Origin of the sequence: Novosphingopyxis iocasae (genome assembly GCF_014334095.1) — a bacterium.
GTDB classification, from domain to species: Bacteria; Pseudomonadota; Alphaproteobacteria; order Sphingomonadales; family Sphingomonadaceae; genus Novosphingopyxis; species Novosphingopyxis iocasae.
In genome coordinates this window covers 98,714-124,711 of sequence record NZ_CP060495.1, presented here as the reverse complement: position 1 = coordinate 124,711, position 25,998 = coordinate 98,714, and the positions used below count along the sequence as shown (strand labels likewise).

Below are 25,998 nucleotides of genomic sequence, written 5' to 3'. Positions count from 1 at the left end.
TTAAAACTCCAGTCCGCCTTCGCGCGCGGCATCCGCCAGCGCCTTGACCCGGCCATGAAAGAGGAAGCCGCCGCGATCGAACACGACATTCGTCACGCCCGCCTTCTTCGCAGCCTCGGCCACGCGCTTGCCGACTTCGGCAGCGCCTTCGGAGGTGGCGGCGTTCTTGTTCTTCGCACCCTTATCGAGTGAGGAAGCGGACGCGATGGTCTTGCCTTCCTTGTCGTCGATGACCTGAGCATAGATATGCTGGCCGGTACGGTGGATCGAAAGGCGCGGACGCGAAAGGCCCTGCTTGCGGAGCTTCGCACGGACGCGGGCCCGGCGGCGTTGGAAAAGAGACATTTTCGCCATGGCTTACTTCTTCTTCCCTTCCTTGCGGAAGATATACTCGCCGCGATACTTCACGCCCTTGCCCTTGTAAGGCTCCGGCTTGCGCCAGCGGCGGATCTCGGCGGCAACCTGACCGACCTTCTGCTTGTCGATACCGGAAATCTCGACCGTGGTCTGATCCGGCGTCTTGATGTCGATGCCATCAGGGATGGCGAAATCGACGTCGTGGCTGAAGCCGAGCTGCAGCTTCAGGGTCTTGCCCTGAACGTTCGCGCGGTAACCAACGCCGCTGATCTCGAGCACCTTGATGAAACCCTCGGTGACGCCGTCGACCAGGTTCTGCACCTGCGTGCGCTGCATGCCCCAGAAGGAGCGCGCACGCTTCGTCTGGTTCACCGGTGTGATCGAGACTTCATTATCGTTGAGGTCGTATGTCACCAGATCGAGCGTGGGCATGGACAGCTCGCCTTTCGGTCCTTTGACCGAAAGCTGGCCCCCGTCCATCTTCGCCGTCACGCCCGAAGGCAGTGCGACCGGCCTTTTACCAATGCGGCTCATCAGAATACCTCCGCGAGAACCTCGCCGCCGACATTCTGCTCGCGCGCTTCCGCGTCGGACAGAACACCCTTGGGCGTCGAGACAATGGTGATACCGAGGCCGTTGCGGACCCGCGGCAGATCCTGGCTGCCGGAATAAACGCGGCGGCCGGGCTTGGAGACACGCGCGACATGCTGGATCGCGGGCTGGCCCTCAAAATATTTCAGCTCGATGCGAATGCCTTCGTGCTGGCTGCGACGGCCGATGTTTTCGGCAGTGTAGCCACGAATATAGCCTTCGCGCTGGAGTACGTCGAGCACACGCTGGCGCAGCTTGGAGGACGGTGAGATCACGCTGTCCATCTTCGCCTGCTGGCCGTTGCGGATACGGGTGAGCATATCGCCCAGGGGATCGGTCAATGCCATGATTTAAATCCTTACCAGCTCGACTTGGTCACGCCGGGGATCAGGCCCTTATTGGCCAGATCGCGCAGCTGAATACGGCAGAGCCGAAACTTGCGGTAATAAGCGCGCGGACGGCCGGTAGTCTCGCAGCGGTTGCGCACGCGGGTCGGATTGCCGTTGCGCGGAATTTCCGCCATCTTGAGACGCGCGATCAGACGCTCGCTCTCGTCGAGAGACTGGTCATTCGCCTGCGCTTTAAGCTTCGCGTACTGGCCGGAATACTTCTTCACCAGCTTCTTGCGACGCTCGTTCTTATTGATGGAACTCAGTTTCGCCATGACTTAAGTTCTCTTCCTTTCTTCGGGAAAAGAGGCGCCTTGTTCAGGCTGCCTCCTTCTCCTGGTTTTCATCCTGGGGGAACGGGAAGCCGAACAGCTTCAGCATCTCACGTGCTTCGTCATCGGTCTTGGCCGACGTCGTCACGATGATGTCCATTCCGCGCACCTGATCGATCGCATCATAGCTGATCTCGGGGAACACGATCTGCTCCTTCAGACCCATGGCGAAGTTGCCACGGCCGTCGAAGCTTTTCGGGTTTAGGCCCCGGAAGTCGCGGATGCGGGGCATCGCGATGGTAATCAGACGATCGAGAAACTCGAACATGCGCTCACGGCGAAGGGTAACCTTCACACCGATCGGCATGCCTTCACGCAGCTTGAACTGCGCGATCGACTTCTTCGCCATGGTGATCACCGGCTTCTGGCCGGCGATCAGCTGCATTTCCTCGAGAGCGCTCTGGACCTTCTTCTTGTCCTGCGAACCCTCGCCAACACCCATATTGATCGTGATCTTCTCGATCGCGGGCACGGCGAAGCGATTGGCGTAACCGAACTTCTCGGTCATCGCCTTGACGATTTCCTCGTCATACTTCTTGCGGAGGCGCGGCGTATAATCAGCCATCGATAGTCTCCCCGGACTTCACGGCGACGCGAACGCGCTTACCGTCTTTTTCCTCGAAACGAACGCGGGTCGGCTTGCCATCCTTGGGATCGGCGAGCGCAACGTTCGACATGTGCAGCGGAGCCGGCTTGCGGTCGATGCCGCCCTGCGGGTTTTCCTGAGTCGGCTTGCGGTGACGGGCATGCACGTTGATGCCGTCGACGAGCAGCTTGCCGTCCTTCGGCATCACCTGCGTCACTTCACCGGTGCGACCCTTGTCCTTGCCGGCGAGTACGACGACCTTGTCGCCCTTTTTGATCTTGGCCATTCCCATGGTCAGAGTACCTCCGGAGCCAGCGAAATGATCTTCATGTGGCGCTTGGCGCGCAGCTCGCGAACCACCGGGCCGAAGATACGCGTACCGATCGGCTCCTGGTTGTTGTTGACGAGCACGGCGGCGTTGCCGTCGAAGCGGATGACCGAACCGTCGGGACGGCGCACGTCCTTGCGGGTGCGCACGATGACGGCACGGTGAACGTCGCCCTTCTTCACGCGGCCGCGGGGCTGCGCTTCCTTCACCGACACAACGATGATGTCGCCGACGCTCGCGGTACGACGCTTCGACCCGCCCAGCACCTTGATGCACTGGACGCGCTTGGCGCCGCTGTTGTCCGCGACGTCTAGAGTGGATTGCATCTGGATCATGGATCCGATTCCTTCTTCTGGGCCTGCCGGGACTAAGCCCGGTGGTTCCTACTTACGTGACAATCGAACTCAGGCTTCCGCCGGCTCGACGACTTCGCTCACTGCCGCCGGCGCATCGGCCTCGGCGCGGCCGCCAACCTGCTCGACAACGCGCCAGGTCTTGTTCTTGGAGACGGGCTTCGTCTCTTCGATGCGAACCACCTCACCCGTGCGGAACTTGTTGTCCTCGTCATGGGCGGAGTACTTCTTCGAACGACGAATGATCTTGCCGTAGAGCGGGTGCTTCACCTTCCGCTCAACGAGAACGACCACCGTCTTGTCCATCTTGTCCGACACGATGGTGCCGGTGAGTACGCGCTTGGGCATGTTCTTCTATCCTTCCTCAGGCGCTCTTGTCGGACGCGGCCTTGGCCGTCCGCTCGGTCTGCAGCGTCTTGATGCGCGCGATCGAGCGGCGCACTTCGCGCACACGCGCGGGCTTTTCCATCTGGCCGGTCGCGTTCTGGAAGCGCAGGTTGAACTGCTCCTTCTTCAGCTGACCGAGCTCGGTCTGGAGCTCGTCGTCGCTCTTGGCGCGAAAATCTTCCACTTGCTTGCTCATGTTCAGCCTTTCAGGTGCGATTCGTCGCCCAGACGGGCCACGACCTTGGTCTTGATCGGCAGCTTCATCGCGGCACGCTCGAACGCTTCAGCGGCGAGCGGACCGGCAACGCCGTCCAGTTCGAACAGGATACGGCCGGGCTTCACGCGCGCCGCCCAATATTCCACCGAACCCTTACCCTTACCCTGACGGACTTCGGCAGGCTTCTTGGAAACCGGCACGTCCGGGAAGACGCGGATCCAGAGGCGACCCTGACGCTTGATGTGACGCGTGATCGCACGGCGAGCCGCTTCGATCTGGCGCGCGGTGATCCGCTCGGGCTCCATCGCCTTCAGACCATAGGAGCCGAAATTCAGGGTAGTGCCACCCGGCGCCTTACCCTTGATCCGGCCCTTAAAGGCCTTGCGATACTTCATCTTCTTCGGTTGCAGCATGTCGCTCTACCTTATCCTTTAACGCTGGCGATCAGCGGGCCGGACGGACGCCGGAGGTCTGTGCCTCCATCATCAGCCGGTCGGTCGCCATCGGATCATGGGCCATGATCTCGCCCTTGAAGATCCAAACCTTGATGCCGATAATGCCATAGGCGGTCAGCGCCTCGGCTTCGGCATAATCCACGTTCGCACGCAGCGTGTGCAGCGGCACGCGGCCTTCGCGGTACCACTCGGTACGCGCGATCTCGGCACCGCCGAGACGACCGGCACACACGATCTTGATGCCTTCAGCACCCAGACGCAGCGCGGACTGCACGGCGCGCTTCATGGCGCGGCGGAAGGCGATACGGCGGATCAGCTGATCGGCGACGCCCTGCGCAACGAGCTTGGAATCAACTTCCGGCTTGCGGATTTCGACGATGTTCAGCGACACGTCGCTTTCCGTCATCGCGCTGAGCGCACGGCGCAGCTTCTCGATGTCCGCACCCTTCTTGCCGATGATCACGCCGGGGCGTGCGGCATAGACGGACACGCGGCACAGCTTGGCCGGACGCTCGATCACGACCTTGCTGATCGCGGCCTGCGGCACGGTTGCCATGATATGCTGACGGATCTTGAGATCCTCCATCAACAGACGGCCATAGTCATGGCCTTCGGCGAACCAGCGGCTGTCCCAGGTCCGGTTGATCTGGAGGCGAAGGCCGATCGGATTGCTCTTATGACCCATCGCTTAGGCCTCCTCTTCCTGCTCGCGCACCACGATGCGGATGCGGCTGAACGGCTTGATGATCTGGCTGGCGCGGCCACGAGCACGGGCGCGGAAGCGCTTCATGCGGATCGATTTGCCCACGCTGGCTTCCGACACGACCAGCGCGTCGACATCCAGATTGTGATTGTTCTCCGCGTTCGCAATGGCAGAAGCGAGCACCTTGCGCACGTCTTCGGCCATCGCCTTCTTGGAGAACTGCAGCACGTTCATCGCGTCCTCGACCTTGCGGCCGCGGATCAGGCCAGCGACCAGGTTGAGCTTCTGCGCGGAGCCCTTGACCATCGTGCCGACGGCCAGTGCTTCGTTCTCTTCCACGCGGCGGGGGTTCTTTGCCTGTCCCATCAGCGCTTGCCCTTCTTGTCGGCGCCGTGACCGTGGAAGGTCCGCGTCGGCGCGAATTCGCCCAGCTTGTGGCCAACCATGTCCTCATTAACGGACACAGGGATGAACTTCTGGCCGTTATAAACGGTGAAGGTCAGGCCGACGAACTGCGGCAAGATGGTGGAGCGGCGCGACCAGGTCTTGATCGGTGCGCGGCTGGATTTTTCCTGCGCGTCTTCCGCCTTCTTCAGAAGGTAGAGATCGACGAACGGGCCTTTCCATACGGAGCGTGCCATGGATTACCTCTTCTTCTTCGCGTGACGCGAACGGATGATCATCTTGTTCGACGCCTTCTTGCGGTCACGCGTACGCATGCCCTTGGTCGGCTTGCCCCACGGGGTAACCGGATGACGGCCGCCCGAGGTCCGGCCTTCACCACCGCCGTGCGGGTGATCGACCGGGTTCTTGGCAACACCGCGGGTCAGCGGACGCTTGCCGCGCCAGCGGTTGCGACCGGCTTTTGCCAGCGTCGTGTTCGAGTTGTCGGGGTTCGAAACCGCGCCGACCGTGCCCATGCAATTGCCGTGCAGGTAGCGCTGCTCGCCCGAGTTGAGCCGCATGATGACCATACCGCGATCGCGGCCGACCAGCTGGGCGTACGTGCCCGCGCTGCGAGCGATCTGGCCGCCCTTGCCCGGCTTCATCTCGATATTGTGGCAGATCGTGCCGACCGGCATCTGGCTGAGCAACATGGCGTTGCCCGGCTTGGTATCGGTCTTCTCACCAGCGACGATCTTGTCGCCGACGTTGAGACGCTGCGGCGCGATGATGTAAGCCTGCTCACCGTCCGTGTAAGTCACCAGTGCGATGAAGGCCGAACGGTTGGGGTCATATTCCAGACGCTCGACCGTTGCTTCCACGTCCCATTTGCGACGCCTGAAGTCGATCACGCGATACTTCTGCTTGTGACCGCCGCCGATGCCGCGCGAGGTGACATGGCCCTTGTTGTTGCGGCCGCCGGTCTTGCGCTTGCCTTCGGTCAGTGCCTTGACCGGACCGCCCTTGTGCAGGCCCTTCCGGTCGACAAGCACCAGGCCGCGGCGGGCCGGACTGGTCGGTTTATAGCTCTTCAACGCCATCTCAGACTCCCGTGGTCACGTCGATGCTCTGGCCTTCAGCCAGGGTAACGACGGCCTTCTTGACGTCCGAACGGCGGTAAGGCTGGCCTTTCCAGCGCTTGGTCTTGCCCTTCTGGACCATCGTGTTCACGCGCTCGACCTTCACGTCGAACAGCGCTTCCACCGCCGCCTTGATCTGCGGCTTGGTGGACGTGCCGGCGACCTTGAAGACCACCGCATTGTTCTCGGAAAGAAGCGTCGACTTCTCGGTGATGTGGGGCGCCACGATCACGTCGTAATGACGCGTATCGATATCGCCTTTCGCTTTCGCCTTAGCCATTGAAACGCGCCTCCAGCTTCTCGACCGCGGCGCGGGTCAGCACCAGCGTCTCGGCCCTAAGGATATCGTAAACATTGGCGCCGACCGCAGGCATCACATTGATGCCGAACAGATTGGCCGAAGCCTTCTTGAAGCCCGCATCGACGCTTTCGCCGTCGATCACCAGAACGCGCTTGCCGAAGCCGAGGCCAGCGGCCTGATCCTTCAGCGCCTTGGTCTTGGCATCCTTCATCTCGAGCGTGTCGAGAATGATGATGCTGTCGCTTTTGGCCTTGTCGCTCAGCGCCATTTTGAGGCCGAGTGCACGGACCTTCTTGTTGAGCTGCGGGTCGAAGTCACGCTTGCGCGCACCGTGAGCCTTACCGCCGCCGATGAAGATCGGGGCAGCGCGGTCACCGTGACGAGCCGTACCGCCGCCCTTCTGGCGACCGAACTTCTTGCCGGTGCGGGCGACGTCGCTGCGCTCACGGGTCGGGCGGGCGGTGCCGCGCGCCTTCTCACGCTGCCAGGTGACGACGCGGTGCAGGATATCGGCACGCGGCTCGAGCCCGAACACGTCGTCGGAAAGCTCGATGTCGTTGCCGGCTTTCTTGCCGTCGAGGGTCTGAACCTTCAGCTTCACGGCTTAGCCCTCCTTCTCTTCGCCATCGACAGGCTTGTCGCTGTCGGTGGGCTGGTTTTCTACCTTCTCGGCATTCGCCTGCGCTTCGGCCTGCAGCTCCTGACTGCGCTCCAGCTCGGCGGCGGCCGCCGCGATTTCCTCGTCAGACGGACCCGCCTGACGCTCATGCTCGGCAGCGCTCTCAATCATGCCGGCATCGGCACTCTCGTGCGAGAACTGGTCCGCGTTGCGGCGCATGGCACCGGGGAACGGCAGACCTTCCGGCATCGGCACCTTCACCGAGTCCTTGACGATCAGCCAAGCACCCTTGGAACCGGGCACCGAGCCGCGCACGAAGATCAGACCGCGATCGCTGTCGGTGCGGACGATTTCGAGGTTCTGTTGGGTCCGAACGCGATCACCCATGTGACCGGCCATCTTCTTGTTCTTGAAGACCTTGCCCGGATCCTGACGGTTACCCGTCGAACCATGCGAACGGTGGCTGAGCGAAACGCCGTGCGTTGCGCGCAAACCGCCGAAACCGTGACGCTTCATGGCACCGGCAAAGCCCTTACCCTGCGTACGGCCCTGAATATCGACCATCTGACCGGCGACGAAATGGTCGGCGGTGACGGTGGCGCCAACGGGAAGCAGACCCTCTTCGCTGTCGACGCGGAATTCCACGACGCGCGCCTTGGGAGTCACTTCAGCCTTTGCAAACGCTTCGCGCTGCGGCTTGTTGACGTTCTTCGCCTTGCGCTCACCCGCGCCGAGAGCGACGGCAAAATAGCCATCACGCTCTTCGCGGCGCTCGCCGACGACCTGACAATTTTCTAGCGACAAGACGGTGACCGGCACGTGCTGGCCGTCCTCCTGGAAGAGGCGGGTCATCCCCATCTTTTTCGCGATCACGCCAGTGCGCATGATCAAACACTCCTTCAACAGAGGCCTGACGGGACCATTCCCGAAAGGCGTGCGAGCCCCGCCGACAATTCGACGAAGCTCGTTTCAGCCCAGATGTTCGTAACGTCGCCCCGTCCGGGCTGAGTGCAGCACCAGGCCTAACGACCTTGGCGAAGCGAGACGGGGGACGCTTGCCCGGCTATGCCCGAAGGCGGCGCCGGAGGTATCCCTCGAACCGACGGAACCAGATGGCTCCGCGATCGCAGCCCCGGAGCAAGTCCGGAGCATAGCCGGCAATTAAGCCAGCTTGATTTCAACGTTCACGCCGGCGGCGAGATCGAGCTTCATCAGCGCATCGACCGTCTGCGGCGTGGGCTGCACGATGTCGAGCAGCCGCTTGTATGTACGCACCTCGAACTGCTCGCGCGACTTCTTGTCGACATGCGGACCGCGGTTCACGGTGAACTTCTCGATACGCGTCGGCAGCGGAATGGGGCCACGGATAAGGGCGCCGGTGCGCCGTGCAGTATCGGCGATATCCCCGGTCGCCTGATCGAGCACGCGGTGATCAAAGGCCTTGAGGCGAATGCGAATATTCTGCGTTTCCATAACGTCCAAACACTACCGATGCGAAAGAGCCAAAAACAAACCGCCCCAGAAATCCCGCAGGAAACGCCGGGGCGGCTTCAAAATGTAGAGCCGCCCGAATCAACGACCCGGGCGGCTGAGGGGTCTATATTAGACCTTGATGGTGCTGACAACCCCTGCACCGACGGTGCGGCCACCTTCGCGGATAGCGAAGCGCAGACCTTCGTCCATGGCGATCGGAGCAATCAGCTTCACGCCGATCGTCACGTTGTCGCCGGGCATGACCATCTCGGTGCCCTCGGGGAGGATCACTTCGCCGGTCACGTCGGTGGTGCGGAAGTAGAACTGCGGACGATAGTTGGCGAAGAACGGCGTGTGACGGCCACCCTCGTCCTTCGACAGCACGTACACTTCTGCGTCGAACTCGGTGTGCGGCGTGATTGAACCGGGCTTGGCCAGAACCTGGCCGCGCTCGACGTCGTCACGCGCGGTGCCACGAAGCAGCGCACCGATGTTGTCGCCCGCTTCACCGCGATCAAGCAGCTTGCGGAACATTTCGACGCCGGTCACGGTCGTCTTGGTGGTGTCCTTGATACCAACGATCTCGACTTCGTCGCCGACGTTCACAACGCCGGTCTCGACGCGGCCGGTCACAACCGTACCACGGCCCGAGATCGAGAACACGTCTTCGATCGGCATCAGGAAGTCGCGGTCGACGGGGCGATCCGGCTTCGGGATGTAGCTGTCGACGGCGTCCATCAGGGCAATGATCTTTTCCTTGCCGATGTTGTCGTCGCGGCCTTCGAGGGCGGCGAGAGCCGAACCAGCAACGATCGGAATATCGTCACCCGGGAAGTCGTACGAGCTGAGAAGCTCGCGGATTTCCAGCTCGACGAGCTCGAGGAGCTCTTCGTCGTCAACCTGGTCAACCTTGTTCATGAACACGACCAGAGCCGGCACGCCGACCTGACGGGCGAGCAGGATGTGCTCGCGGGTCTGCGGCATGGGGCCGTCGGCGGCGTTCACGACGAGGATAGCACCGTCCATCTGCGCGGCGCCGGTGATCATGTTCTTCACATAGTCGGCGTGGCCCGGGCAATCGACGTGCGCATAGTGACGCTCGGCGGTTTCATACTCGACGTGCGCGGTCGAAATGGTGATGCCGCGCTCGCGCTCTTCAGGAGCCTTGTCGATGTTGGCGAAGTCGACGGCGGCGCCGCCATGGACTTCAGCCATCACCTTGGTGATCGCTGCGGTCAGCGTGGTCTTGCCATGGTCGACGTGACCGATGGTACCAACGTTTACGTGCGGCTTGTTCCGCTCGAATTTTGCTTTTGCCATTTTACCCTACCTTCTTCTGCAATGTCGTTTGCCGGGCTCCGAAGCGCCGCGCATTGGCGTCGCTTCGGCCCCAAGTCAACCATCTATACTCGGCTGTGCGCCGCCTGATGAACGGACTATCAGGCGCGAAAGCGTGCCCGATAGCCGATCCTGTGCGCTTAGGCCAGCTTCTCTTTCACTTCGTCGGCCACATTCTGCGGCACCTCTTCATAGTGCGAGAACTGCATCGTGTACTGCGCACGTCCCTGAGTGAACGAGCGGAGCTGGTTCACATAACCAAACATGTTGGCAAGCGGCACGATCGCGTCAACCGCCTGCGCGATACCGCGCGTGTCGGTACCCTGAATCTGGCCACGGCGGGAGTTCAAATCGCCGATCACGTCGCCCAGATACTCTTCCGGGGTGATGACCTCCACCTTCATGACCGGCTCGAGCAGCTTGATGCCGGCCTTCTGCGCCACTTCGCGCATCGCCGCACGGCCCGTGATCTCGAACGCCAGCGCCGAGGAGTCGACGTCATGGGTCTGACCATCGATCAGGCGGATGTCGAAGTCGATGATCGGGAAGCCGATCAGCGATCCGGTCTCAGCCGTCTCACGCATGCCCTTTTCGACCGACGGGATATATTCCTTCGGAATCACACCACCCTTGGTCTCGTCCATGAAGTTGATGCCCTGGCCGCGCTCACCGGGGCTGACCACAACCTTCACGCGGCCGAACTGGCCCGAACCACCCGACTGCTTCTTGTGGGTGTAATCGACCTCGACTTCACGCTTCAACGATTCGCGATAGGCCACCTGCGGCGCACCGACGTTCGCTTCTACCTTGAATTCGCGCTTCATGCGATCGACGAGGATGTCGAGGTGAAGCTCGCCCATGCCCTTGATGATCGTCTGGCCCGATTCGTGATCGGTCGAAACGCGGAAGGACGGATCCTCGGCGGCCAGACGATTGAGCGCGACGCCCATCTTTTCCTGGTCGGCCTTGGTCTTCGGCTCCACCGACAGCTCGATCACGGGATCGGGGAACTCCATGCGCTCCAGGATGATCGGCTTGTTCGATGCGCAAAGCGTATCGCCCGTCGTCGTCTCCTTGAGGCCCGCGATAGCAACGATGTCGCCGGCATAGGCCGCCTCGATGTCTTCGCGGTTGTTGGCATGCATCAGCAGCATGCGGCCGATCTTTTCCTTCTTGTCCTTCACGGAGTTCAGGACGGTGCCCTTCTCCAAGACGCCGGAATAGATGCGCGCAAAAGTCAGCGTGCCCACAAACGGATCGTTCATGATCTTGAACGCGAGGGCGCTGAACGGCGCTTCGTCGCTGGACGGACGGCTGTCTTCCTGATCGCTGTCGGGCAGCACGCCCTTAATCGCCGGAACGTCGAGCGGGCTCGGCAGATAGTCGACCACGGCGTCGAGCAGCGGCTGAACGCCCTTGTTCTTGAACGCGGAGCCACAGAGCACCGGAACGAACGCCTGCTCGAGCGTACCCTTGCGGATCAGCTTCTTCAGCGTGTCGACGTCGGGCTCATTGCCTTCCAGATAGGCTTCCATCGCCTCGTCGTCCTGCTCGACGGCGAGCTCGATCAGCTTCTCGCGATATTCGGCAGCCTTGTCCTTCAGGTCGTCCGGGATATCGACATAGTTGAATTCGGCGCCGAGGCCTTCCGATTCCCAGATGATGCCGCGATTGTGAACGAGGTCCACGAGCCCCTGAAGGTCGCTCTCGATGCCGATCGGCAGATAGAGAACGGCCGGGGTCGCGCCCAGACGATCGATGATCGACTGCACGCAGAATTCGAAGTTGGCACCGGTGCGGTCGAGCTTGTTGATGAAGCACATCCGCGGCACCTTGTACTTGTCCGCCTGGCGCCACACCGTCTCGGACTGCGGCTCCACGCCGGCCACGCCGTCGAAGCATGCAACCGCGCCGTCGAGCACGCGGAGGCTACGCTCCACCTCGATGGTGAAGTCCACGTGGCCGGGGGTGTCGATGATGTTGATGCGGTGATCGTTCCAGAAACAGGTCGTCGCGGCGGACGTGATCGTGATGCCGCGCTCCTGCTCCTGCTCCATCCAGTCCATCGTGGCGGCGCCGTCATGGACTTCGCCGATCTTGTAGGACTTACCGGTGTAGAACAGGATCCGCTCGGTCGTCGTGGTCTTACCGGCGTCGATATGCGCCATGATGCCGATATTGCGGTATTTTTCGAGCGGATAATCGCGGGCCATGATGGCTACTCCAGGGGATGTAAGATTACAGGTCCGATTCGGAGAACCGGATTTTCGGGGGCGATATAGGAAGAGGGGCCGGTGTTTGCCAGCCCCTCTTCCCGTCATTCAGATGATCGAGCGCTTACCAGCGATAGTGCGAGAAGGCGCGGTTGGCTTCGGCCATCCGGTGCGTGTCTTCACGCTTCTTCACAGCGTTACCACGGTTGTTGGCAGCATCCATCAGCTCGCTCGACAGGCGGGCAGCCATGGTGGTCTCACCGCGGCCGCGCGCAGCCGAGATCAGCCAGCGAATGGCAAGAGCCTGGGCGCGCTCGGGGCGAACCTCGACCGGCACCTGATAGGTCGCACCGCCGACGCGGCGGCTGCGGACCTCGATGCCCGGCTTGATGTTGTTGAGCGCATCATGGAACAGCTGGATCGGATCGGCCTTGGCGCGTGCCTCGACCGTGTCGAGAGCACCATAAACGATGCGCTCGGCGGCAGATTTCTTGCCGTCATACATCAGGTTGTTCATGAATTTGGAAAGGACCACATCACCGAACTTAGGGTCGGGAAGGATCTCGCGCTTTTCGGGGCGACGACGACGTGACATATCTTATCTCCTGAACCCGGTTCTTACTTAGGACGCTTCGCGCCGTACTTCGAACGGCTCTGCTTGCGATCCTTGACGCCCTGCGTATCGAGCACGCCGCGAAGGACGTGGTAACGAACGCCGGGAAGGTCGCGCACACGGCCGCCGCGGATCAGCACAACGCTGTGCTCCTGCAGGTTATGGCCTTCGCCCGGGATGTAGGAGATGACTTCGCGCTGGTTGGTCAGGCGAACCTTGGCCACCTTACGCAGAGCCGAGTTCGGCTTCTTCGGCGTCGTCGTATAGACGCGGGTGCAAACGCCGCGCTTCTGCGGGTTCTGCTCCATCGCAGGGACCTTGCTCTTGGCCTTCTGCGGAACGCGACCCTTGCGGATCAGCTGGTTGATAGTCGGCATAAATGCTTCACCTTGTATCTATGTCTTGCCAGGCATCGGAACGGAAAACCGTTTCTCCCGAACCCCGGCGGCGGTTACTAGAACGCATGGCAGCGTGTGGTGACGGCGGGGCCAGCCCGTTGATCCGCCCGCCCCATGCGCGCTTGTTTCAGCCTGTTACTGGCTTGGGTTCCCGTATAGGGACCGGCAGAGCGGTCGCCAAACGGAAGCGCGGCCTTTAGAAGCTTGCACGGCAAAGGTCAACGCCTGTTCGCGAGGCATCGGACAGCGCTGCGGCCGCCCTACGAACGCATACGATCAGTCGGCGCGCCGGTGCCCCAGCACCCGGTTTTCCATCCGGATTCGCCAGACAAGCAGAGCCGCGTTCAGAAAGGTGAAGACGATCGCCACCGTCTCCTCATTCATGATCAAAGGCACCAGCGCGATCTCCGCCACCACCACCAGATAGTTGGGGTGCGGGAAGAACCGGTACGGGCCCTTTCGGATGCGCGGAAAGTTGGGCGAGCTGATGAGCCGGGTGGTCCAGTAACGCCCCAGCGTGAACAGCGCCCAGTAACGCAGCGCCTGGGTCAGCGCGAATAGCAGCAGCAACAACAAATCGGGCCGCGGGTTCGGCACGGCAAAGATGACGATGGAAATCAGCCACGCACTGTGGAGCGCAATGAAAAGCCGATAGCCTTTGCGCCCGAACTCGTGCGCGCCCTCTTTAATCAGCGCCCGCGTGTTGCGCTGCGCGATCGCAAGCTCGGCAATCCGCTGCAGGAAGACATAGGCAATCAGCAGCACCGCCCAGGCGGGCCATTCGACGATGGGCGTCATGGTCTCAGCACTCCGATCGCACCGGTAAAGCCGGGGCCGAGTGCGGTTAGCAGAAGCGGCTTCGACTGTCGCTGCGCCATTAAGCGGTCCAGCACAAACAGCACCGTGGGAGAGGACATATTGCCATATTCCCGCAGCACCGCGCGTGTTGCCGGCAGGCGCTCCTCAACCGGCGCGGCGGCGGGTGCGAAATAGTCGGCCAGCGCATCGACCACCCTGCCCCCGCCCGGATGGCAGGCGGGCTCCGCCAACGCGTCCAGGGTCAATCCTTCGTCGGCCAGATAGGCATCGCACAGAGGCGCAAATTCCTGGGCGACGAACGCCGGGATGTTCTTCGCCAGCACCAGATCGAAGCCGGTGTCGCCGATCTCCCACCCCATCATATCGATGCTGTCCGGCCAAACGCGCTGGACGAAGCGACCGAAGCGAGGGCCCTGCCCCTCCCCGGTTACCACGGCTGCGGCGCAGCCATCCGCGAACAGCGCGGCGGCCACCACGTCCTTCTTGTCCATGCGCTGATGATCATAAGCCAGGCTGCACAGCTCCATCGCCACGAACAGCGTGGTCTTGCCCGGCGGCGTCAGATCGGCGGCAACGGAGAGGCCAAGCACGCCGCCCGCACAACCATAACCGAACAGCGGCACCGTGCGCGTGTCCTGATCGAAGCCCATCAGTTCCACCATGCGGCTCGGCAGGCTAGGCGTCAGCGTGCCCGTTGTTGAGATGAAGACGATGGTATCGATATCCGCAGGGACCAACCCCGCATCATCCAGCGCCTTGCCAGCCGCGCGGCGAAACAGGTCCTTGCCCACCTCTTCATAGGTCGCGGCGCGTTCCGGCCAGCTACGCGGGCGCATGTAGAAATCAACCGGACGGGCGATGCGGCGCTGCTCGATCCCCGTATTGACCAAAATCGCTTGCATGCGCCCCGGCATCGGCATGCCGCGTCCGGCCTCGATGATCGAAAGCACCTCGCTTTGCAGCAGCACGGTGTCCGGAACGGCGGTGCCGATCGATCGCAGATGGGCCAAAAATGAACGCTCCGATAAAATCACCCGGTCCCAGGACCGTGCGTACCTTACGGGTCTAGCCCGGCAAAAGCCGCCCGTCGCCTGCCAAAATGTTGGTTTCAGGCAACATCACGAAATTTTCACTGGCCCGACTTCGCCGCGACACAGGACCTACGCCGCCGCGTAACACCGCATCCTCACTGGCGTGCGCACAATAACCGCCAACAGAGGGCCCTCTTCCATGCGTTTTACATCCCACGCCGCCATCGCCATTTCGCTCGCCGCCTTCGGCTCGGCCGCTGCGCAGGCTCAGGCAGCCGATCCTGCTGCCGACGGTGCAGAAAGCGCCGCGATCGATTCGGAGATCGTCGTCACCGCGCAAAAACGCGCAGAGTCGATCAGCGATGTGCCGCTCACCGTGAGCGCGCTGAGCGGAGAGGCTCTCAAGGAAATCGGCGTCGATGAGTTCGATGAGGTCGCCGCCTATATTCCCGGCCTGATCGTGCAAGAGCAGAGTCCCAACAATCCCGGCTTCGTGATCCGCGGCATTACATCGGATTCCGGGAGCGCGCAGATCGCGCCGCGCGTTTCCATCTACTATAATGGCGTCGACGTCTCCCGTTCGCGCGGCTCCTATTTCGATCTGTTCGATATTGAACGGATCGAGGTGGTGAAGGGCCCGCAGGCGACGCTGTTCGGCACCGCCTCGACGATTGGCGCGATCAGCGTCATCACCAATCGTCCCACGCCGGAAGAAAGCGCCTCCGCCTCGGTCAGCTACGGCAATTTCAACGCGGTGCAGGCCAATGCCGTGGTAAACGGCGGCACCGAGTTCATTTCCGGGCGCCTCGCCGCCGTCTACAAATATCGCGACGGCTATGTGCGCAATATCGGCGGCCAGCCGGGCACGGTCAGCGGCAATCAGGTCGGCATCGAGCAGGACGATCTGAACGGGGTGAATCAGTTCGGCTTGCGCGGATCGATCCGCGTCAATCCTGCCGCGGGCGGGCATATCGATTTCATCGCCACCTACGAACAGCAGCGCAATCCCGGCACCGCATTCAAATCCGGCACGCTGCCGCCCACTGGCGGCGACACCAGCCCCTACAGTTTCGCGGAACTCGGCGGATCGCCGTTCAGCGAAAGCGTTCTCGGCCTGCCCAAACTCGGGCTGAACCGCGAGGTCTACGACGCCAATCTCAGCATCGAATTCCCGATCGGCGATGCCTGGCAGCTCGATTCGATCACCGGCTATCGCAAGTTCGATAGCCTGGAAGTGTTCGATGCGGACGGTTCCGGCCTGTTCTTCCTGGAATTCGCAGAGGACGCGAAGGGCCAGCAGATGAGCCACGAGACCCGCATCAGCTATGACAGCGACCGCTTCCGCGGTTTTGCGGGTTTCAACATCTTCCATGAAGAAGGCACGCAAGGGGTGCCCTTCTCTACCGATGAAGGCACGTATATCGCCTGCGCGCCCTTCCCCGCCTTCGCACCGGTTCAGGCCGTACTCTCTGGCGCACAGGGCGGCGCCAATCCATGCTACAGCGCGCCCGCCGGCTACACCGCGCCCAATGCCAGCGCTATTCTGACGCGCGGGGCGGCCAGCATCATTCCCTATTCCAGCGTCTTCGAAAATGGCGGCAAGAACACGAGCTACTCGGTCTTTGCAGACGGCACGGCGATCTTCGGTCTACTCGAGCTGACGGCGGGGCTGCGCTATCTCTACGAGGAACGCCAATCGACCTACTTCTCTCGCCAGCCGGGTAGCCAGGTATTTGCTGGCCTCGGCGTACCGGGCGTGTCGCTACTCGGCGCGGTGGACACCGCCGGGCAGACATTCCGGGCGAGCGACGATTTCGACGCCTTCCTGCCGCGCTTCAACGCGCTTTACCGCGTCACGCGGGACGTGAACGTTTACGCCACCATCTCCAAGGGGCGCCGCTCGCCGGTGCTGAACCTCACCGCGCGCGGCCCGCGCGCCGGAGAGACCGGTCCGCAGCCCAGCCTGACCATCGTGGATGCGGAAACGGTCTGGAACTATGAAGGCGGGATCAAGGGCAGCTTCGGCGGGTTCACCGGCTCGATCGGCGCCTTCTATCAGGATTACAGCAACTTCCAGACCAGCCTCATTACCCAGCAGGATACGGTGGATCAGAATGGCAACCCCATTCCGGCCGGCACCGTCATTCCGGTCAATGCCGGTCAGGCAACAAATTTCGGCATTGAGGTGGAAACCAGCTACCGCGTGTCGCGCGCGCTGCGTCTGTTCGCCAACTACGCCTATATCGACGCCAAGATCGGCGAGCCGGCGGAGGGTACGGCCAGCCAGTTCTCCTTCCAGGACAGCCGTTTCCGTCTGACGCCCGAACATAGCGCCTCGGGCGGGATCGAATTCAACGCGGACCTGGGCGGCGGCACGGCGATTTTCTTCACGCCCACCGCCACCTATCAGAGCCGCGTGTTCTTCGAGGTGCCGAACGATCCCTCCACCAGCCAGGACGGCTATGTCCTCGTCAATCTGCGCGGCGGCGTGACGTTCGACGACGGCCGCTATGAGATCAGCGGTTTTGCGCGCAATCTGCTCGATAAGGAATATCTTATCGATGCCGGCAATACCGGCGGCTCCTTCGGCACCACCACCTATATTGCCGGCGAACCGCGTCTGTACGGGATCCAGCTCGCCGCTCGCTTCTGATAGCAAACGGCCATCACATTGCCCTGACCCGGCGGGGCTGATAATCCCGCAGAGGCAGGGCAATGGGGGCACTTCGGGGTGAACGACGAAAGACAGACGGACCTGTCCGAAGATGGGCACACGGCGGAAACCGCCTGCCTCAATTGCGGCACAGCGCTCATCGGATCGCACTGCCATGCCTGCGGGCAGCACGCGCATGTCCACCGCACACTGTCCGCGCTCGGTCATGATTTCCTCCATGGCGTGCTGCATTTCGAAGGTGCTTTCTGGCACAGCGCGCCGCTGCTCGTCTGGCGCCCGGGCGAACTGACCCGCAGATATATCGACGGCGAACGCAAACGCTTCATCTCCCCGATGGCTCTGTTCCTGTTCGCGATCTTTCTGATGTTCGTGATCTTCAGCTTCACCGGCGGCCCGTTCGAAAACATGCAGAGCCCGGAAACCGATGCCGCCTATCAACGGGAATCGGAACAGCTCGATCAGAAGATCCAGAAAGACTCGGCGGCACTGAAAGCGCTCCCACCCGGCGATACCGGACGCGCGGGGTTGGAAGAGGCGCTGCGTGAGGAGATGGCGGCCCGCAATGGCATTGCCATGCTACGTCAGGAGCCGATGCCTTATCCGGAGATGATCGGCGTAGATGAGAGGGTCGGCCAAAGCGGAACCGACGCGATCAACACCGGCAGCCCTTTTCTGGATCATATCCTTGAGAAGGCAGTCCACAAATTTCAGGCCAATCCGGGGCTGATCCAATATAAGATGCAGTCGAACGGCTATAAATTCGCCTGGCTGCTGATCCCGCTGTCTCTGCCCTTCATATGGCTGGTGACGATCGGCGCCAAAAGCGTGCGCTTCTACGATCACGCCGTCTTTACGACCTACTCGCTCAGTTTCATGGTGCTCCTGTTCCTGGCGCTGACGCTGCTCGGCAAAGCGGGCGTTTCTTCGGGTCTACTGATACCCATCGGCCTGATATTCCCGCCAATCCATCTCTACCGCCAGCTGCGCCACGCTTACGGGTTTTCGCGGCTTTCCACGTTGCTGCGTCTCGCTGTCCTACTTTCCCTTATCCCAGTGATCGGCCTTATCTTCACCTTCCTGCTTCTCGGCCTCGGGCTTGCGGGATAGGTCATGCTGCGGTCACGGAGCGCGTGCATGAGGTGCGCACGCCAGACACAGAAGGATTTCGCATGACCCTCCAGATCGATCGGCGCCTGTTGTTGCAGGCAGGCACCTTCGGCATCGGCGCGCTGACCATTCCCGGTGCCGCCTTCGCCTTCCAGTCCGCCACCGGCTTCTCCCACGGCGTAGCGTCGGGCGAGCCGAGCCAGGATTCGGTGTTGCTCTGGACGCGCTATGTCGGCAGCAGTGATACGCGCCTGACCGTGGAAGTCACCGATCCGGCCACGGGTAAGGTGGTCGGCGGCGGTTCGACCACCGCCTCTTCGACACGGGACTATTGCGCCAAGCTGGTGGTCGACGGCCTGCAGCCCGGCCGATGGTATTATTATCGCTTCGTTGCCCCCGACGGCAGCGCCTCGCCGCAAGGGCGCACACGCACATTGCCCGATGGCGAGACCGATAAATGGCGCATGGGCGTGTTCAGCTGCTCCAACATGCCTTTCGGCTATTTCAACGCCTATGCCGCCGCCGCGGCGCGCGACGACCTGGATATCATCATGCATCTGGGCGATTATTTTTACGAATATGGCCCCGGCACCTATCCCGATGTCGCGCTGCCGGGCCGCGCGGTGCAGCCGGATCACGAAATCCTGACGCTCACCGATTATCGCCTGCGCTATCAAAGCTACCGCGCCGATCCGGATCTGCAGCGGGTCCACCAGCTATGGCCGATGCTGGCGCAGTGGGACGATCATGAGATTGCCAACGATGCCTGGGAACATGGCGCGCAGAACCATCAGCCGAACGAGGGCGATTACGAGATGCGCAAGCGCATCGCGCGGCGCACCTACCGCGAATGGATGCCGGTGCACGATCTGCCGGACACCGAGGACCAGTGGAAAAGCTATCGCGTGGGTGATCTTGCCACCATCTTGCTGACCGAAAGCCGCCTGCACGCGCGGGCCAAGCAGTTCGATCTGTCCGAAGTGCTGCAGGGCAAGGGCAATATCGAGGCCGCGCTCGTGGAATTTCGCGAGCAGACCTATCGCGATCCCGCACACACCATGCTGGGGCTGGATCAGGAGGGCTGGTTCGCGGATCAGCTCAAGCGCTCGGTCGGCGCGGGGGAGAAATGGCAGGTCTGGGCGCAGCAGACGGTCATGGGCACCTTGCTGATGCCGCAGCAGACGCTGGATTGGATTCCGGAAAGCGCACCGGACTATGTGAAGCAGCGCTCCGCCGTCGGCGCGCTGGCGAGCAAGGCGGGCCTGCCCTTCAATTTCGACAGTTGGGACGGCTATCCCGCCGCGCGCAGCCGGGCGTTCAAGGCGGCGCAGGACGCGGACGCCGATCTGGTGGTGCTATCGGGCGACAGCCATAATGGCTGGGCGTTCGATCTGACCGAGGACGGCGGCCCGGTGGGCGTGGAATTTGCCGGCCACAGCGTCACCTCGCCCGGCATGGAGAGCTATTTCTCCACCGTGCCCGTAGCGACGCTGGAGGCTGCGATCCGCGAAACCAATCCGATGCTCAAATGGGCCAATTTCGGCAAACGCGGCTATATGACGGTGGAACTGACGCCAACGGCCGCCAGCTGCGACTGGAATTTCGTGAGCGATATCGCTGAGCGCTCCAGCACGATCACCGGTTCGCAAAACCTCACCGCGCGGCGCGGCGAACGCGCGCTGACCCAAGCCTGATCCCCGCGCCGCTCTCTCCGGCAGGAGAGGTTAGCGCTGTTCTACACAAAAGCCGCCGCACTAAGGTGCGGCGGCTCTTTCCAATCGTCGATCAGTTTTAGTTGCGAAAGACTCCAGCAAGAAGCCGTAGCGGGAAGGTGAAAGCCCTACCCCGTATACGGACCCTTGCGACTTTCCAGTCAGAACAAGCGCCCGCAACTCGCAACGAGACTTAGCCCTGAGGGCGTCCGCCGCCACCGCCACCGCCGCCGCGGTTCGTACGGCGACGTCGGTTACCGCCGCCGGGCTTGCCGGCGGACGGGCCGCGGTTCTGGCCACCGGCGCGCTGGCCACCCTTGCCCTCGCCGCCACGACGATCGCCGGAGGGCTTGCGCGCTCCGTCGCGACCGGCCGGCTTACCCTTCGCACCCGCAGGACGCGGTTTGAAGCGCTGCTGGCGCTGGCCGCCCATCTGCGGCGGGGGAAGCTCCTCAATCTCGGGCTTGTCGAAGCCCTTGGGGAGCGGAGCGATTTCCAGCTTCATCTTGATGGTGCGCTCAATATCGCGCAGCCACTGGCGTTCTTCCGGCCCCACCAGCGCGATCGCGGTGCCGCTGGCATCCGCGCGCGCCGTCCGGCCGATGCGATGCACATATTGCTCCGGCACGTTCGGCAGTTCGTAGTTGAACACGTGGGAAACGCCCGAAACGTCGATACCGCGCGCGGCGATATCGGTCGCGACCAGCACGGAGACGCCGCCGCGGCGGAAGGCGTTCAGCGCCTTTTCGCGCTGCGGCTGGCTCTTGTTACCGTGGATCGCGACGGCATCGATACCCACGCGCTCCAGATGCTTCACCAGCCGATCCGCGCCATGCTTGGTACGCGTGAACACGAGCACGCGGTCCGGGTCTTCGCTGCGCAGGAGGCTCGCCAGGATCTGCGGCTTGTCTTCGCTGCGCACGAACAGGCCATATTGGTCCACCTTTTCGGCGGTGGTCGACTGCGGCGCGACGGAGACCTTGGCAGGATCGCGCAGGAATTGCTGGCTTAGCTCGGCAATGGTCTTCGGCATGGTGGCCGAGAAAAATAGGCTCTGGCGCTTGTACGGCAGCAGCTTCACGATGCGCTTCAGCGGCTGCATGAAGCCGAGGTCCAGCATCTGGTCGGCCTCGTCCAGCACCAGAATCTCGACCATCGAAAGGTCGAGCGAATTCTGGTCGTACAGGTCGAGAAGACGGCCCGGCGTTGCTACCAGCACATCCACGCCCTTGGCCAGCGCGCGCTTCTGCCGATTGATCGGCACGCCGCCGAACGCGGTGGTGACATACAGCCCCGTGCCGCGGCCATAAGTGACCATGCTGTCGGCGATTTGCTTCGCCAACTCCCGCGTCGGCGCGAGCACCAGCATGCGGCACTGGTTGCGCCCGGTGCCGAGCTTCTTTTCGTTCAGGCGGTGAAGCGAGGGCAGCGAGAAGGCCGCCGTCTTGCCCGTGCCGGTCTGCGCGATGCCCAGGATGTCCCGGCCTTCCAGCGCCAGCGGAATTGCCTGCTGCTGGATCGGCGTCGGCTCTTCATAGCCTTCGCTCTTAAGGGTGTTCTGAAAGGTCGCGCCGAGCGCGAAATCGGAAAAATTGGTCATGAAATCTTTCGAAATAAGGCGGCTGCCTGGAAGCGCCTCATCCGGTTCGCCGCAAGACCTGCGGGTACGGATGATCGCGCCGCGCATGCGGCCGGATCGCTAAAGAAAGCGACCCGCGTGATCAGGCTGCCGTGAAAAAGTTTGCGATGAAGGATACGGCCGATGCCGGAAATTTCCGGCCCACACGCTGCGCGCATCCAAAAGCAGCCCTGCCGCCCTCGCTCAAGCCCACATGGATGCTGCGGCGCAAAAAGTCAATCGAAACGGATTCCGTCCCGTCCCGGCGCAATGATGGTGCAGCGCACAAAATTGCTTGCAACCACCTGCCCGCCTCATCATTCTTACACCATGGAACCGAACCAGATCGTCCTAGAAGCCATCGCCCGCCAGAAGTGCATCACGGCGACGTACAACAAGCAGAACGTCAAGCTGGCCCCCCATGTGCTGTGGACCCGGCATGACGATCTCTTCGTCGACGCGGTCGCGCTGGAACGCGATGGCAAACCGCCGCGCGAATACAAGATGGGCACCTACAAGATCGACGGGCTTAAGGATCTCGCGGTCCATGAACAGAGCTTCCTGCCCGCCACCACCTACAATCCGAACGACGAGAAATATGCGGCGGGCAAGCTGTTTGCGCTGGAGCCGCTGAAGGTCTGATCTTGGCGCTTTGCCGCCACGCTGGTAGGAGCGCGCTCGAACATCGCCCTTCCTGCACCTGAACGCAGCACCGAAAGCTCTTTCCCATGACCACCGTCCGCACCCGCGTCGCGCCTTCGCCGACCGGCGATCCGCATGTCGGAACCGCCTATATCGCGCTCATGAACTGGCTGTTCGCCAAGAAACATGGCGGGCAGTTCATACTGCGCGTGGAAGATACCGATCAGGTACGCTCGACGCCGCAATCGGAACGGATGATCCTGGAGGCGCTGCGCTGGCTCGGCCTGGGCTGGGACGAAGGCCCCGATGTCGGCGGCCCCCACGGCCCCTATCGCCAGTCCGAACGCACCGCGCTCTATCAGGAGCATGCTGCAAAGCTCGAGGCCGACGGCCACGCCTTCAAATGCTATTGCACGGCGCAGCGGCTCGATGCGATGCGCAAGCAGCAGATGAAAGCGGGCGAACCGCCGCGCTATGACGGCCGCTGCCTCACCGAAGAAGGCCGCGCGCAGGCCAAGGCGGAGAGCCCGGACGGCAGCTTCGTCCTGCGCATGAAAGTGCCGAGCGAGGGCGTGTGCACGTTCAAGGACGAACTGCGCGACGATCCGATCAGCATCGAATGGTCGAAGGTCGACATGCAGATCCTGATGAAGTCGGACGGTTTCCCGACCTATCACATGGCCAATGTGGTCGACGATCACGCGATGGGCATCACGCATGTGATCCGCGGCGAGGAATGGATCAGCTCGGTGCCCAAGCACGAGCTTCTGTACCGATATTTCGGCTGGCAACCGCCAAAGTGGGCGCACCTCCCGCTGCTGCGCAACGCGGACAAGTCCAAGCTGTCCAAGCGCAAGAACCCGACCAGCATTCTGTTTTTCCAGCGCGCCGGCTATCTTCCGGAAGCGCTCATCAACTTCCTGGGCCTCGCCGCAAAATCGGCTTCCGAGGGCGACGAGATGACGTCGCTCGCCGAACTGCGGGAGGATTTCGCACTCACCAACATTTCGCTGGGCGGGCCGGTGTTCGATGTCGGCAAGCTGGACTGGCTCAATGCCCGTTATTTGCGCGAAACGATGGATGCGCCACAATTCCTTAGTCGCGTGCGCGAATGGGCGCTCAACGAGGAGTATCTGCTGCCCATCGCTGAAATGGCGCAAAGCCGTGTCGAGAAGCTGGGCGATCTGGGCGGACTGGTGGCGATGTTCTTCCAGAACCGCCTCGACATGGACGACGCCAAACTGCGCGACGTGAAGATCGAGGCCGAGCAGCAGCGCCAGGCTTACCAACTTGCCCTGTGGCAGTTCGACAAGCTGGCCGAATGGGACAAGCCTTCGGTCGAGGGCGTATTGCGCGACACGGCAACCCGGCTGGACCTGAAGTTCAAGTTCATGGTCCGTGCCTTTTTCATCGCCATCACCGGCAGCCCGACCTCGGTTCCGCTGTTCGAGGCAACCGTGCATCTCGGCCGCGACATCGTGCGCGAACGCCTGCGCCATGCGCTCGAAATCCTGGGCAACCCGTCCAAGAAGGAACTGAAAAGCTGGGAAGAACTGCTGAACCGCCCTCTGCCGGAAGAGGCTTAATTCGCCAGAAGGTCCTGCAGTTCTTCGACCATCGCGATCATGCCGAGCAAATAAGCTGCCTCAATGCCCTCCGTGGCCCGTTCGGCAGTTCCGCGGTCCGTGGAAAGACGCCGCGTAAACTCCATCACGCGCGCGGCCATCAGTTCGATCCCGGAGCGCTGGTCATGTTCGCCCTCCGGCTCGGTACGATTGCGGGCAACGGTTTCGATGCGTTTTTCAAGCTGGAAGAGGATATCGTCCGGCGCCCAATTTGGCTGCGCGCACGGATCGAACTGGAAGGTGCGTATCAGCGCCCTCGTGCGCTGAAACCGCGCCATCAGTGGATCCCTTACCGATGGAAAGCTTGCGGAAGATCGAGCTGTCTTACCGACAGGCCTCGCGAACCGATGCGAAATATCCATTAGAATTGTTCCCCCAATTCCATTTTTTATCGAGTTATATCCCTGCCTACCTAATCTCGCGCGAAGTGCAGGTTGCCTGCACGAAAATCCGACAAGTTGATCAAGCATTTAGCCGACAAAGTCTCTCAGACAGACGACCGTTAAAATTTCCGGCGCGACCAATCATAAATTAGGTCATCTACAAACCGCCCTCACTCCAGATTTTTTCCGTTAAAGCTCAGTAGATTACCGTTTCTACGGCGGCAGCAGAAAAAATATAGAAACAATCTGTCAATAGTTTCTTTGTTTGTTCGCAACCTATCGGTGTTCGACAAAATGCTTTTAGCGTATGTTGCAGTACATTGACCGAATTTCGAAAGGGCATCTACAACTCCCGATCCAAGGGGTTCTCGGTATGCAAACATCCAATCTACTGGTGCGCCTGATGATCGAGGCATCGGACGGCAGGCCGTTGCCGGTCGCGAAGCAAATGTCGTTCAAGGCAGGGGCGCGCATCCCAGACGAACTTCTGTACGGCGAACACGCATTCATCATTGAAAAGGGCGTGGCAGCTACACTGCTGCTATCCCCCCGGACAGGCCGCACGTCGGAGGTCAGCATGTGCGGCTTCGAAGGTCTTTTCCCCTTGGGCCTTGTATTAGATATGCATCCACCGCGGGGTTACGTGGTTTTGCCTCAGTTGGGCGACCTGGAAGCCAATGTAGTCGATGTCACGGCATTCCGAGAATGGGTCGCAGGCCAGTCAAAACTTGAGCGTATGCTCTTGGATTATCTGTATTTCCAGCTCGTCGAGAAAAACACGACGATCGCCTGTATGGACCAGCAGGGCGTTGAAGAACGCATTTGTCGATGGCTGCTAATGTGTCACGATCGCACCTTCGGCGATTTCATCCGCATAACGCATGAGGAGATCGCCCAGATGATATCCTCCTACCGACCCACGGTGACTAACACCGTGCATCAGTTGGAGGAAACCGGCGCGATCAAACTGTACCGTGGCCAGATCGAAATGCTGAATCGCCACAAGCTGATTGAAATCTGCGACGGCACCTACGGTCCGGCCGAGCAATTCTATCGGCAGCATCTCGCGCCGTTCGGCAAATAGCCTCGCACCAATCCGGTGCGGATCGGTCCGACTAGGCCGCGATTATGACGATTACAGTTGCCGATCTTTTGACACGGCGATTACATAAGCTGCGAAAATTAGGAAGGCTCAGCGATACTTACCCGGG

At 61.6% G+C, this 25,998-nt stretch carries 32 protein-coding genes; 6 read left to right on the top strand and 26 right to left on the bottom strand.

From position 1 onward, the window contains the following. From rplR to H7X45_RS00525, 24 genes are all read right to left on the bottom strand, one after another. A complete protein-coding gene (gene rplR / locus H7X45_RS00640) occupies nt 1–354 on the bottom strand; it encodes a 50S ribosomal protein L18 (protein ID WP_187335665.1) in 354 nt (117 codons plus the stop codon). Nucleotides 355–357: 3 nt separating this feature from the next. Next, a complete protein-coding gene (gene rplF, locus H7X45_RS00635) occupies nt 358–891 on the bottom strand; it encodes a 50S ribosomal protein L6 (RefSeq protein ID WP_187335664.1) in 534 nt (177 codons plus the stop codon). Continuing rightward, complete coding sequence (gene rpsH, locus H7X45_RS00630; protein WP_022672847.1) at nt 891–1,295, bottom strand: 30S ribosomal protein S8; 405 nt, start codon at nt 1,293–1,295, stop codon at nt 891–893. Before rpsH ends, rplF begins: the two co-directional genes overlap by 1 nt. 11 nt (nt 1,296–1,306) lie before the next feature. Further along, the gene (gene rpsN / locus H7X45_RS00625; protein ID WP_187335663.1) at nt 1,307–1,612 is read right to left on the bottom strand and encodes a 30S ribosomal protein S14; all 306 of its coding nucleotides are present in this window, start codon (nt 1,610–1,612) and stop codon (nt 1,307–1,309) included. A gap of 43 nt (nt 1,613–1,655) precedes the next feature. Then, nucleotides 1,656–2,234, bottom strand: coding sequence for a 50S ribosomal protein L5 (rplE, locus tag H7X45_RS00620; RefSeq protein WP_187335662.1), 579 nt, complete (start codon nt 2,232–2,234; stop codon nt 1,656–1,658). Next, on the bottom strand, nt 2,227–2,547 hold the full coding sequence (gene rplX / locus H7X45_RS00615) for a 50S ribosomal protein L24 (RefSeq protein WP_187335661.1): 321 nt from the start codon (nt 2,545–2,547) through the stop codon (nt 2,227–2,229). Before rplX ends, rplE begins: the two co-directional genes overlap by 8 nt. A gap of 2 nt (nt 2,548–2,549) precedes the next feature. Then, nucleotides 2,550–2,918 carry a 50S ribosomal protein L14 gene (gene rplN, locus H7X45_RS00610; RefSeq protein ID WP_187335660.1) on the bottom strand — a complete coding sequence of 123 codons (369 nt, stop codon included), beginning with the start codon at nt 2,916–2,918 and terminating at the stop codon, nt 2,550–2,552. Nucleotides 2,919–2,987: 69 nt separating this feature from the next. After that, entirely contained in the window at nt 2,988–3,284 is a 297-nt protein-coding gene (rpsQ, locus tag H7X45_RS00605) for a 30S ribosomal protein S17 (RefSeq protein WP_187335659.1), read from the bottom strand. 16 nt (nt 3,285–3,300) lie between these two features. Further along, a complete protein-coding gene (rpmC, locus tag H7X45_RS00600) occupies nt 3,301–3,519 on the bottom strand; it encodes a 50S ribosomal protein L29 (RefSeq protein WP_187335658.1) in 219 nt (72 codons plus the stop codon). A gap of 2 nt (nt 3,520–3,521) precedes the next feature. Next, on the bottom strand, nt 3,522–3,953 hold the full coding sequence (rplP, locus tag H7X45_RS00595; protein WP_022672854.1) for a 50S ribosomal protein L16: 432 nt from the start codon (nt 3,951–3,953) through the stop codon (nt 3,522–3,524). Nucleotides 3,954–3,984: 31 nt separating this feature from the next. Then, complete coding sequence (gene rpsC / locus H7X45_RS00590) at nt 3,985–4,680, bottom strand: 30S ribosomal protein S3 (protein ID WP_187335657.1); 696 nt, start codon at nt 4,678–4,680, stop codon at nt 3,985–3,987. A gap of 3 nt (nt 4,681–4,683) precedes the next feature. Further along, nucleotides 4,684–5,064: a 50S ribosomal protein L22 gene (rplV, locus tag H7X45_RS00585; RefSeq protein WP_187335656.1), complete on the bottom strand. Its 381-nt coding sequence runs from the start codon at nt 5,062–5,064 to the stop codon at nt 4,684–4,686. Continuing rightward, the gene (gene rpsS, locus H7X45_RS00580) at nt 5,064–5,339 is read right to left on the bottom strand and encodes a 30S ribosomal protein S19 (protein ID WP_187335655.1); all 276 of its coding nucleotides are present in this window, start codon (nt 5,337–5,339) and stop codon (nt 5,064–5,066) included. Before rpsS ends, rplV begins: the two co-directional genes overlap by 1 nt. 3 nt (nt 5,340–5,342) lie before the next feature. Next, the gene (gene rplB, locus H7X45_RS00575; RefSeq protein WP_187335654.1) at nt 5,343–6,182 is read right to left on the bottom strand and encodes a 50S ribosomal protein L2; all 840 of its coding nucleotides are present in this window, start codon (nt 6,180–6,182) and stop codon (nt 5,343–5,345) included. Nucleotide 6,183: 1 nt separating this feature from the next. Continuing rightward, complete coding sequence (locus tag H7X45_RS00570; protein WP_187335653.1) at nt 6,184–6,501, bottom strand: 50S ribosomal protein L23; 318 nt, start codon at nt 6,499–6,501, stop codon at nt 6,184–6,186. Further along, nucleotides 6,494–7,123 carry a 50S ribosomal protein L4 gene (gene rplD, locus H7X45_RS00565; RefSeq protein ID WP_187335652.1) on the bottom strand — a complete coding sequence of 210 codons (630 nt, stop codon included), beginning with the start codon at nt 7,121–7,123 and terminating at the stop codon, nt 6,494–6,496. Before rplD ends, H7X45_RS00570 begins: the two co-directional genes overlap by 8 nt. A gap of 3 nt (nt 7,124–7,126) precedes the next feature. Next, the gene (gene rplC, locus H7X45_RS00560; RefSeq protein WP_187335651.1) at nt 7,127–8,026 is read right to left on the bottom strand and encodes a 50S ribosomal protein L3; all 900 of its coding nucleotides are present in this window, start codon (nt 8,024–8,026) and stop codon (nt 7,127–7,129) included. A 276-nt stretch (nt 8,027–8,302) separates the two neighbouring features. Next, a complete protein-coding gene (rpsJ, locus tag H7X45_RS00555) occupies nt 8,303–8,614 on the bottom strand; it encodes a 30S ribosomal protein S10 (protein ID WP_022672862.1) in 312 nt (103 codons plus the stop codon). 129 nt (nt 8,615–8,743) lie between these two features. Beyond that, nucleotides 8,744–9,934 (bottom strand): elongation factor Tu, encoded by a 1,191-nt coding sequence (gene tuf / locus H7X45_RS00550; protein ID WP_187335650.1) that lies wholly within the window; start codon nt 9,932–9,934, stop codon nt 8,744–8,746. Nucleotides 9,935–10,092: 158 nt separating this feature from the next. Beyond that, complete coding sequence (gene fusA, locus H7X45_RS00545) at nt 10,093–12,165, bottom strand: elongation factor G (protein ID WP_187335649.1); 2,073 nt, start codon at nt 12,163–12,165, stop codon at nt 10,093–10,095. Between the two features lie 124 nt (nt 12,166–12,289). After that, nucleotides 12,290–12,760: a 30S ribosomal protein S7 gene (gene rpsG, locus H7X45_RS00540; RefSeq protein WP_187335648.1), complete on the bottom strand. Its 471-nt coding sequence runs from the start codon at nt 12,758–12,760 to the stop codon at nt 12,290–12,292. A gap of 23 nt (nt 12,761–12,783) precedes the next feature. Further along, complete coding sequence (rpsL, locus tag H7X45_RS00535; protein WP_187335647.1) at nt 12,784–13,155, bottom strand: 30S ribosomal protein S12; 372 nt, start codon at nt 13,153–13,155, stop codon at nt 12,784–12,786. Nucleotides 13,156–13,452: 297 nt separating this feature from the next. Continuing rightward, on the bottom strand, nt 13,453–13,974 hold the full coding sequence (locus H7X45_RS00530; RefSeq protein ID WP_187335646.1) for an isoprenylcysteine carboxyl methyltransferase family protein: 522 nt from the start codon (nt 13,972–13,974) through the stop codon (nt 13,453–13,455). Beyond that, a complete protein-coding gene (locus tag H7X45_RS00525; protein ID WP_187335645.1) occupies nt 13,971–15,005 on the bottom strand; it encodes a type III polyketide synthase in 1,035 nt (344 codons plus the stop codon). The genes H7X45_RS00530 and H7X45_RS00525 overlap by 4 nt, the downstream gene beginning before the upstream one ends. Before the next feature lie 220 nt (nt 15,006–15,225). On the opposite strand from H7X45_RS00525, the gene H7X45_RS00520 reads away from it, so the two are divergent. The 3 genes from H7X45_RS00520 (at nt 15,226) to H7X45_RS00510 (ending at nt 20,501) form a co-directional block, all read left to right on the top strand. Continuing rightward, a complete protein-coding gene (locus H7X45_RS00520; RefSeq protein ID WP_187335644.1) occupies nt 15,226–17,679 on the top strand; it encodes a TonB-dependent receptor in 2,454 nt (817 codons plus the stop codon). 78 nt (nt 17,680–17,757) lie between these two features. Continuing rightward, nucleotides 17,758–18,807 carry a DUF3667 domain-containing protein gene (locus H7X45_RS00515; protein WP_187335643.1) on the top strand — a complete coding sequence of 350 codons (1,050 nt, stop codon included), beginning with the start codon at nt 17,758–17,760 and terminating at the stop codon, nt 18,805–18,807. 62 nt (nt 18,808–18,869) lie between these two features. Further along, nucleotides 18,870–20,501 (top strand): alkaline phosphatase D family protein, encoded by a 1,632-nt coding sequence (locus H7X45_RS00510; RefSeq protein ID WP_187335642.1) that lies wholly within the window; start codon nt 18,870–18,872, stop codon nt 20,499–20,501. A gap of 211 nt (nt 20,502–20,712) precedes the next feature. Here the strand turns inward: H7X45_RS00510 and H7X45_RS00505 are convergent, their stop codons facing one another. After that, on the bottom strand, nt 20,713–22,119 hold the full coding sequence (locus tag H7X45_RS00505; RefSeq protein WP_187335641.1) for a DEAD/DEAH box helicase: 1,407 nt from the start codon (nt 22,117–22,119) through the stop codon (nt 20,713–20,715). A 162-nt stretch (nt 22,120–22,281) separates the two neighbouring features. Between H7X45_RS00505 and H7X45_RS15295 the strand changes: the two genes are divergently transcribed. Next, nucleotides 22,282–22,779, top strand: coding sequence for a hypothetical protein (locus tag H7X45_RS15295; RefSeq protein WP_343061091.1), 498 nt, complete (start codon nt 22,282–22,284; stop codon nt 22,777–22,779). Nucleotides 22,780–22,865: 86 nt separating this feature from the next. Next, nucleotides 22,866–24,365, top strand: coding sequence for a glutamate--tRNA ligase (gene gltX, locus H7X45_RS00495; protein ID WP_187335640.1), 1,500 nt, complete (start codon nt 22,866–22,868; stop codon nt 24,363–24,365). Here gltX and H7X45_RS00490 read toward each other — a convergent pair. Further along, the gene (locus H7X45_RS00490; RefSeq protein ID WP_187335639.1) at nt 24,362–24,682 is read right to left on the bottom strand and encodes a hypothetical protein; all 321 of its coding nucleotides are present in this window, start codon (nt 24,680–24,682) and stop codon (nt 24,362–24,364) included. The two genes, gltX and H7X45_RS00490, sit on opposite strands and share 4 nt — an antisense overlap. Before the next feature lie 478 nt (nt 24,683–25,160). Between H7X45_RS00490 and H7X45_RS00485 the strand changes: the two genes are divergently transcribed. Beyond that, on the top strand, nt 25,161–25,871 hold the full coding sequence (locus H7X45_RS00485) for a Crp/Fnr family transcriptional regulator (protein WP_187335638.1): 711 nt from the start codon (nt 25,161–25,163) through the stop codon (nt 25,869–25,871). Nucleotides 25,872–25,998: the final 127 nt, after the last annotated feature.

Bases quoted from the DNA above. Each gene is read 5' to 3' on its own strand.
- rplR (WP_187335665.1), bottom strand. From the start codon at position 354: ATGGCGAAAATGTCTCTTTTCCAACGCCGCCGGGCCCGCGTCCGTGCG.
- rplF (WP_187335664.1), bottom strand. From the start codon at position 891: ATGAGCCGCATTGGTAAAAGGCCGGTCGCACTGCCTTCGGGCGTGACG.
- rpsH (WP_022672847.1), bottom strand. From the start codon at position 1,295: ATGGCATTGACCGATCCCCTGGGCGATATGCTCACCCGTATCCGCAAC.
- rpsN (WP_187335663.1), bottom strand. From the start codon at position 1,612: ATGGCGAAACTGAGTTCCATCAATAAGAACGAGCGTCGCAAGAAGCTG.
- rplE (WP_187335662.1), bottom strand. From the start codon at position 2,234: ATGGCTGATTATACGCCGCGCCTCCGCAAGAAGTATGACGAGGAAATC.
- rplX (WP_187335661.1), bottom strand. From the start codon at position 2,547: ATGGGAATGGCCAAGATCAAAAAGGGCGACAAGGTCGTCGTACTCGCC.
- rplN (WP_187335660.1), bottom strand. From the start codon at position 2,918: ATGATCCAGATGCAATCCACTCTAGACGTCGCGGACAACAGCGGCGCC.
- rpsQ (WP_187335659.1), bottom strand. From the start codon at position 3,284: ATGCCCAAGCGCGTACTCACCGGCACCATCGTGTCGGACAAGATGGAC.
- rpmC (WP_187335658.1), bottom strand. From the start codon at position 3,519: ATGAGCAAGCAAGTGGAAGATTTTCGCGCCAAGAGCGACGACGAGCTC.
- rplP (WP_022672854.1), bottom strand. From the start codon at position 3,953: ATGCTGCAACCGAAGAAGATGAAGTATCGCAAGGCCTTTAAGGGCCGG.
- rpsC (WP_187335657.1), bottom strand. From the start codon at position 4,680: ATGGGTCATAAGAGCAATCCGATCGGCCTTCGCCTCCAGATCAACCGG.
- rplV (WP_187335656.1), bottom strand. From the start codon at position 5,064: ATGGGACAGGCAAAGAACCCCCGCCGCGTGGAAGAGAACGAAGCACTG.
- rpsS (WP_187335655.1), bottom strand. From the start codon at position 5,339: ATGGCACGCTCCGTATGGAAAGGCCCGTTCGTCGATCTCTACCTTCTG.
- rplB (WP_187335654.1), bottom strand. From the start codon at position 6,182: ATGGCGTTGAAGAGCTATAAACCGACCAGTCCGGCCCGCCGCGGCCTG.
- H7X45_RS00570 (WP_187335653.1), bottom strand. From the start codon at position 6,501: ATGGCTAAGGCGAAAGCGAAAGGCGATATCGATACGCGTCATTACGAC.
- rplC (WP_187335651.1), bottom strand. From the start codon at position 8,026: ATGCGCACTGGCGTGATCGCGAAAAAGATGGGGATGACCCGCCTCTTC.
- rpsJ (WP_022672862.1), bottom strand. From the start codon at position 8,614: ATGGAAACGCAGAATATTCGCATTCGCCTCAAGGCCTTTGATCACCGC.
- tuf (WP_187335650.1), bottom strand. From the start codon at position 9,934: ATGGCAAAAGCAAAATTCGAGCGGAACAAGCCGCACGTAAACGTTGGT.
- fusA (WP_187335649.1), bottom strand. From the start codon at position 12,165: ATGGCCCGCGATTATCCGCTCGAAAAATACCGCAATATCGGCATCATG.
- rpsG (WP_187335648.1), bottom strand. From the start codon at position 12,760: ATGTCACGTCGTCGTCGCCCCGAAAAGCGCGAGATCCTTCCCGACCCT.
- rpsL (WP_187335647.1), bottom strand. From the start codon at position 13,155: ATGCCGACTATCAACCAGCTGATCCGCAAGGGTCGCGTTCCGCAGAAG.
- H7X45_RS00530 (WP_187335646.1), bottom strand. From the start codon at position 13,974: ATGACGCCCATCGTCGAATGGCCCGCCTGGGCGGTGCTGCTGATTGCC.
- H7X45_RS00520 (WP_187335644.1), top strand. From the start codon at position 15,226: ATGCGTTTTACATCCCACGCCGCCATCGCCATTTCGCTCGCCGCCTTC.
- H7X45_RS00510 (WP_187335642.1), top strand. From the start codon at position 18,870: ATGACCCTCCAGATCGATCGGCGCCTGTTGTTGCAGGCAGGCACCTTC.
- H7X45_RS00505 (WP_187335641.1), bottom strand. From the start codon at position 22,119: ATGACCAATTTTTCCGATTTCGCGCTCGGCGCGACCTTTCAGAACACC.
- H7X45_RS15295 (WP_343061091.1), top strand. From the start codon at position 22,282: ATGCCGGAAATTTCCGGCCCACACGCTGCGCGCATCCAAAAGCAGCCC.
- gltX (WP_187335640.1), top strand. From the start codon at position 22,866: ATGACCACCGTCCGCACCCGCGTCGCGCCTTCGCCGACCGGCGATCCG.
- H7X45_RS00490 (WP_187335639.1), bottom strand. From the start codon at position 24,682: ATGGCGCGGTTTCAGCGCACGAGGGCGCTGATACGCACCTTCCAGTTC.
- H7X45_RS00485 (WP_187335638.1), top strand. From the start codon at position 25,161: ATGCAAACATCCAATCTACTGGTGCGCCTGATGATCGAGGCATCGGAC.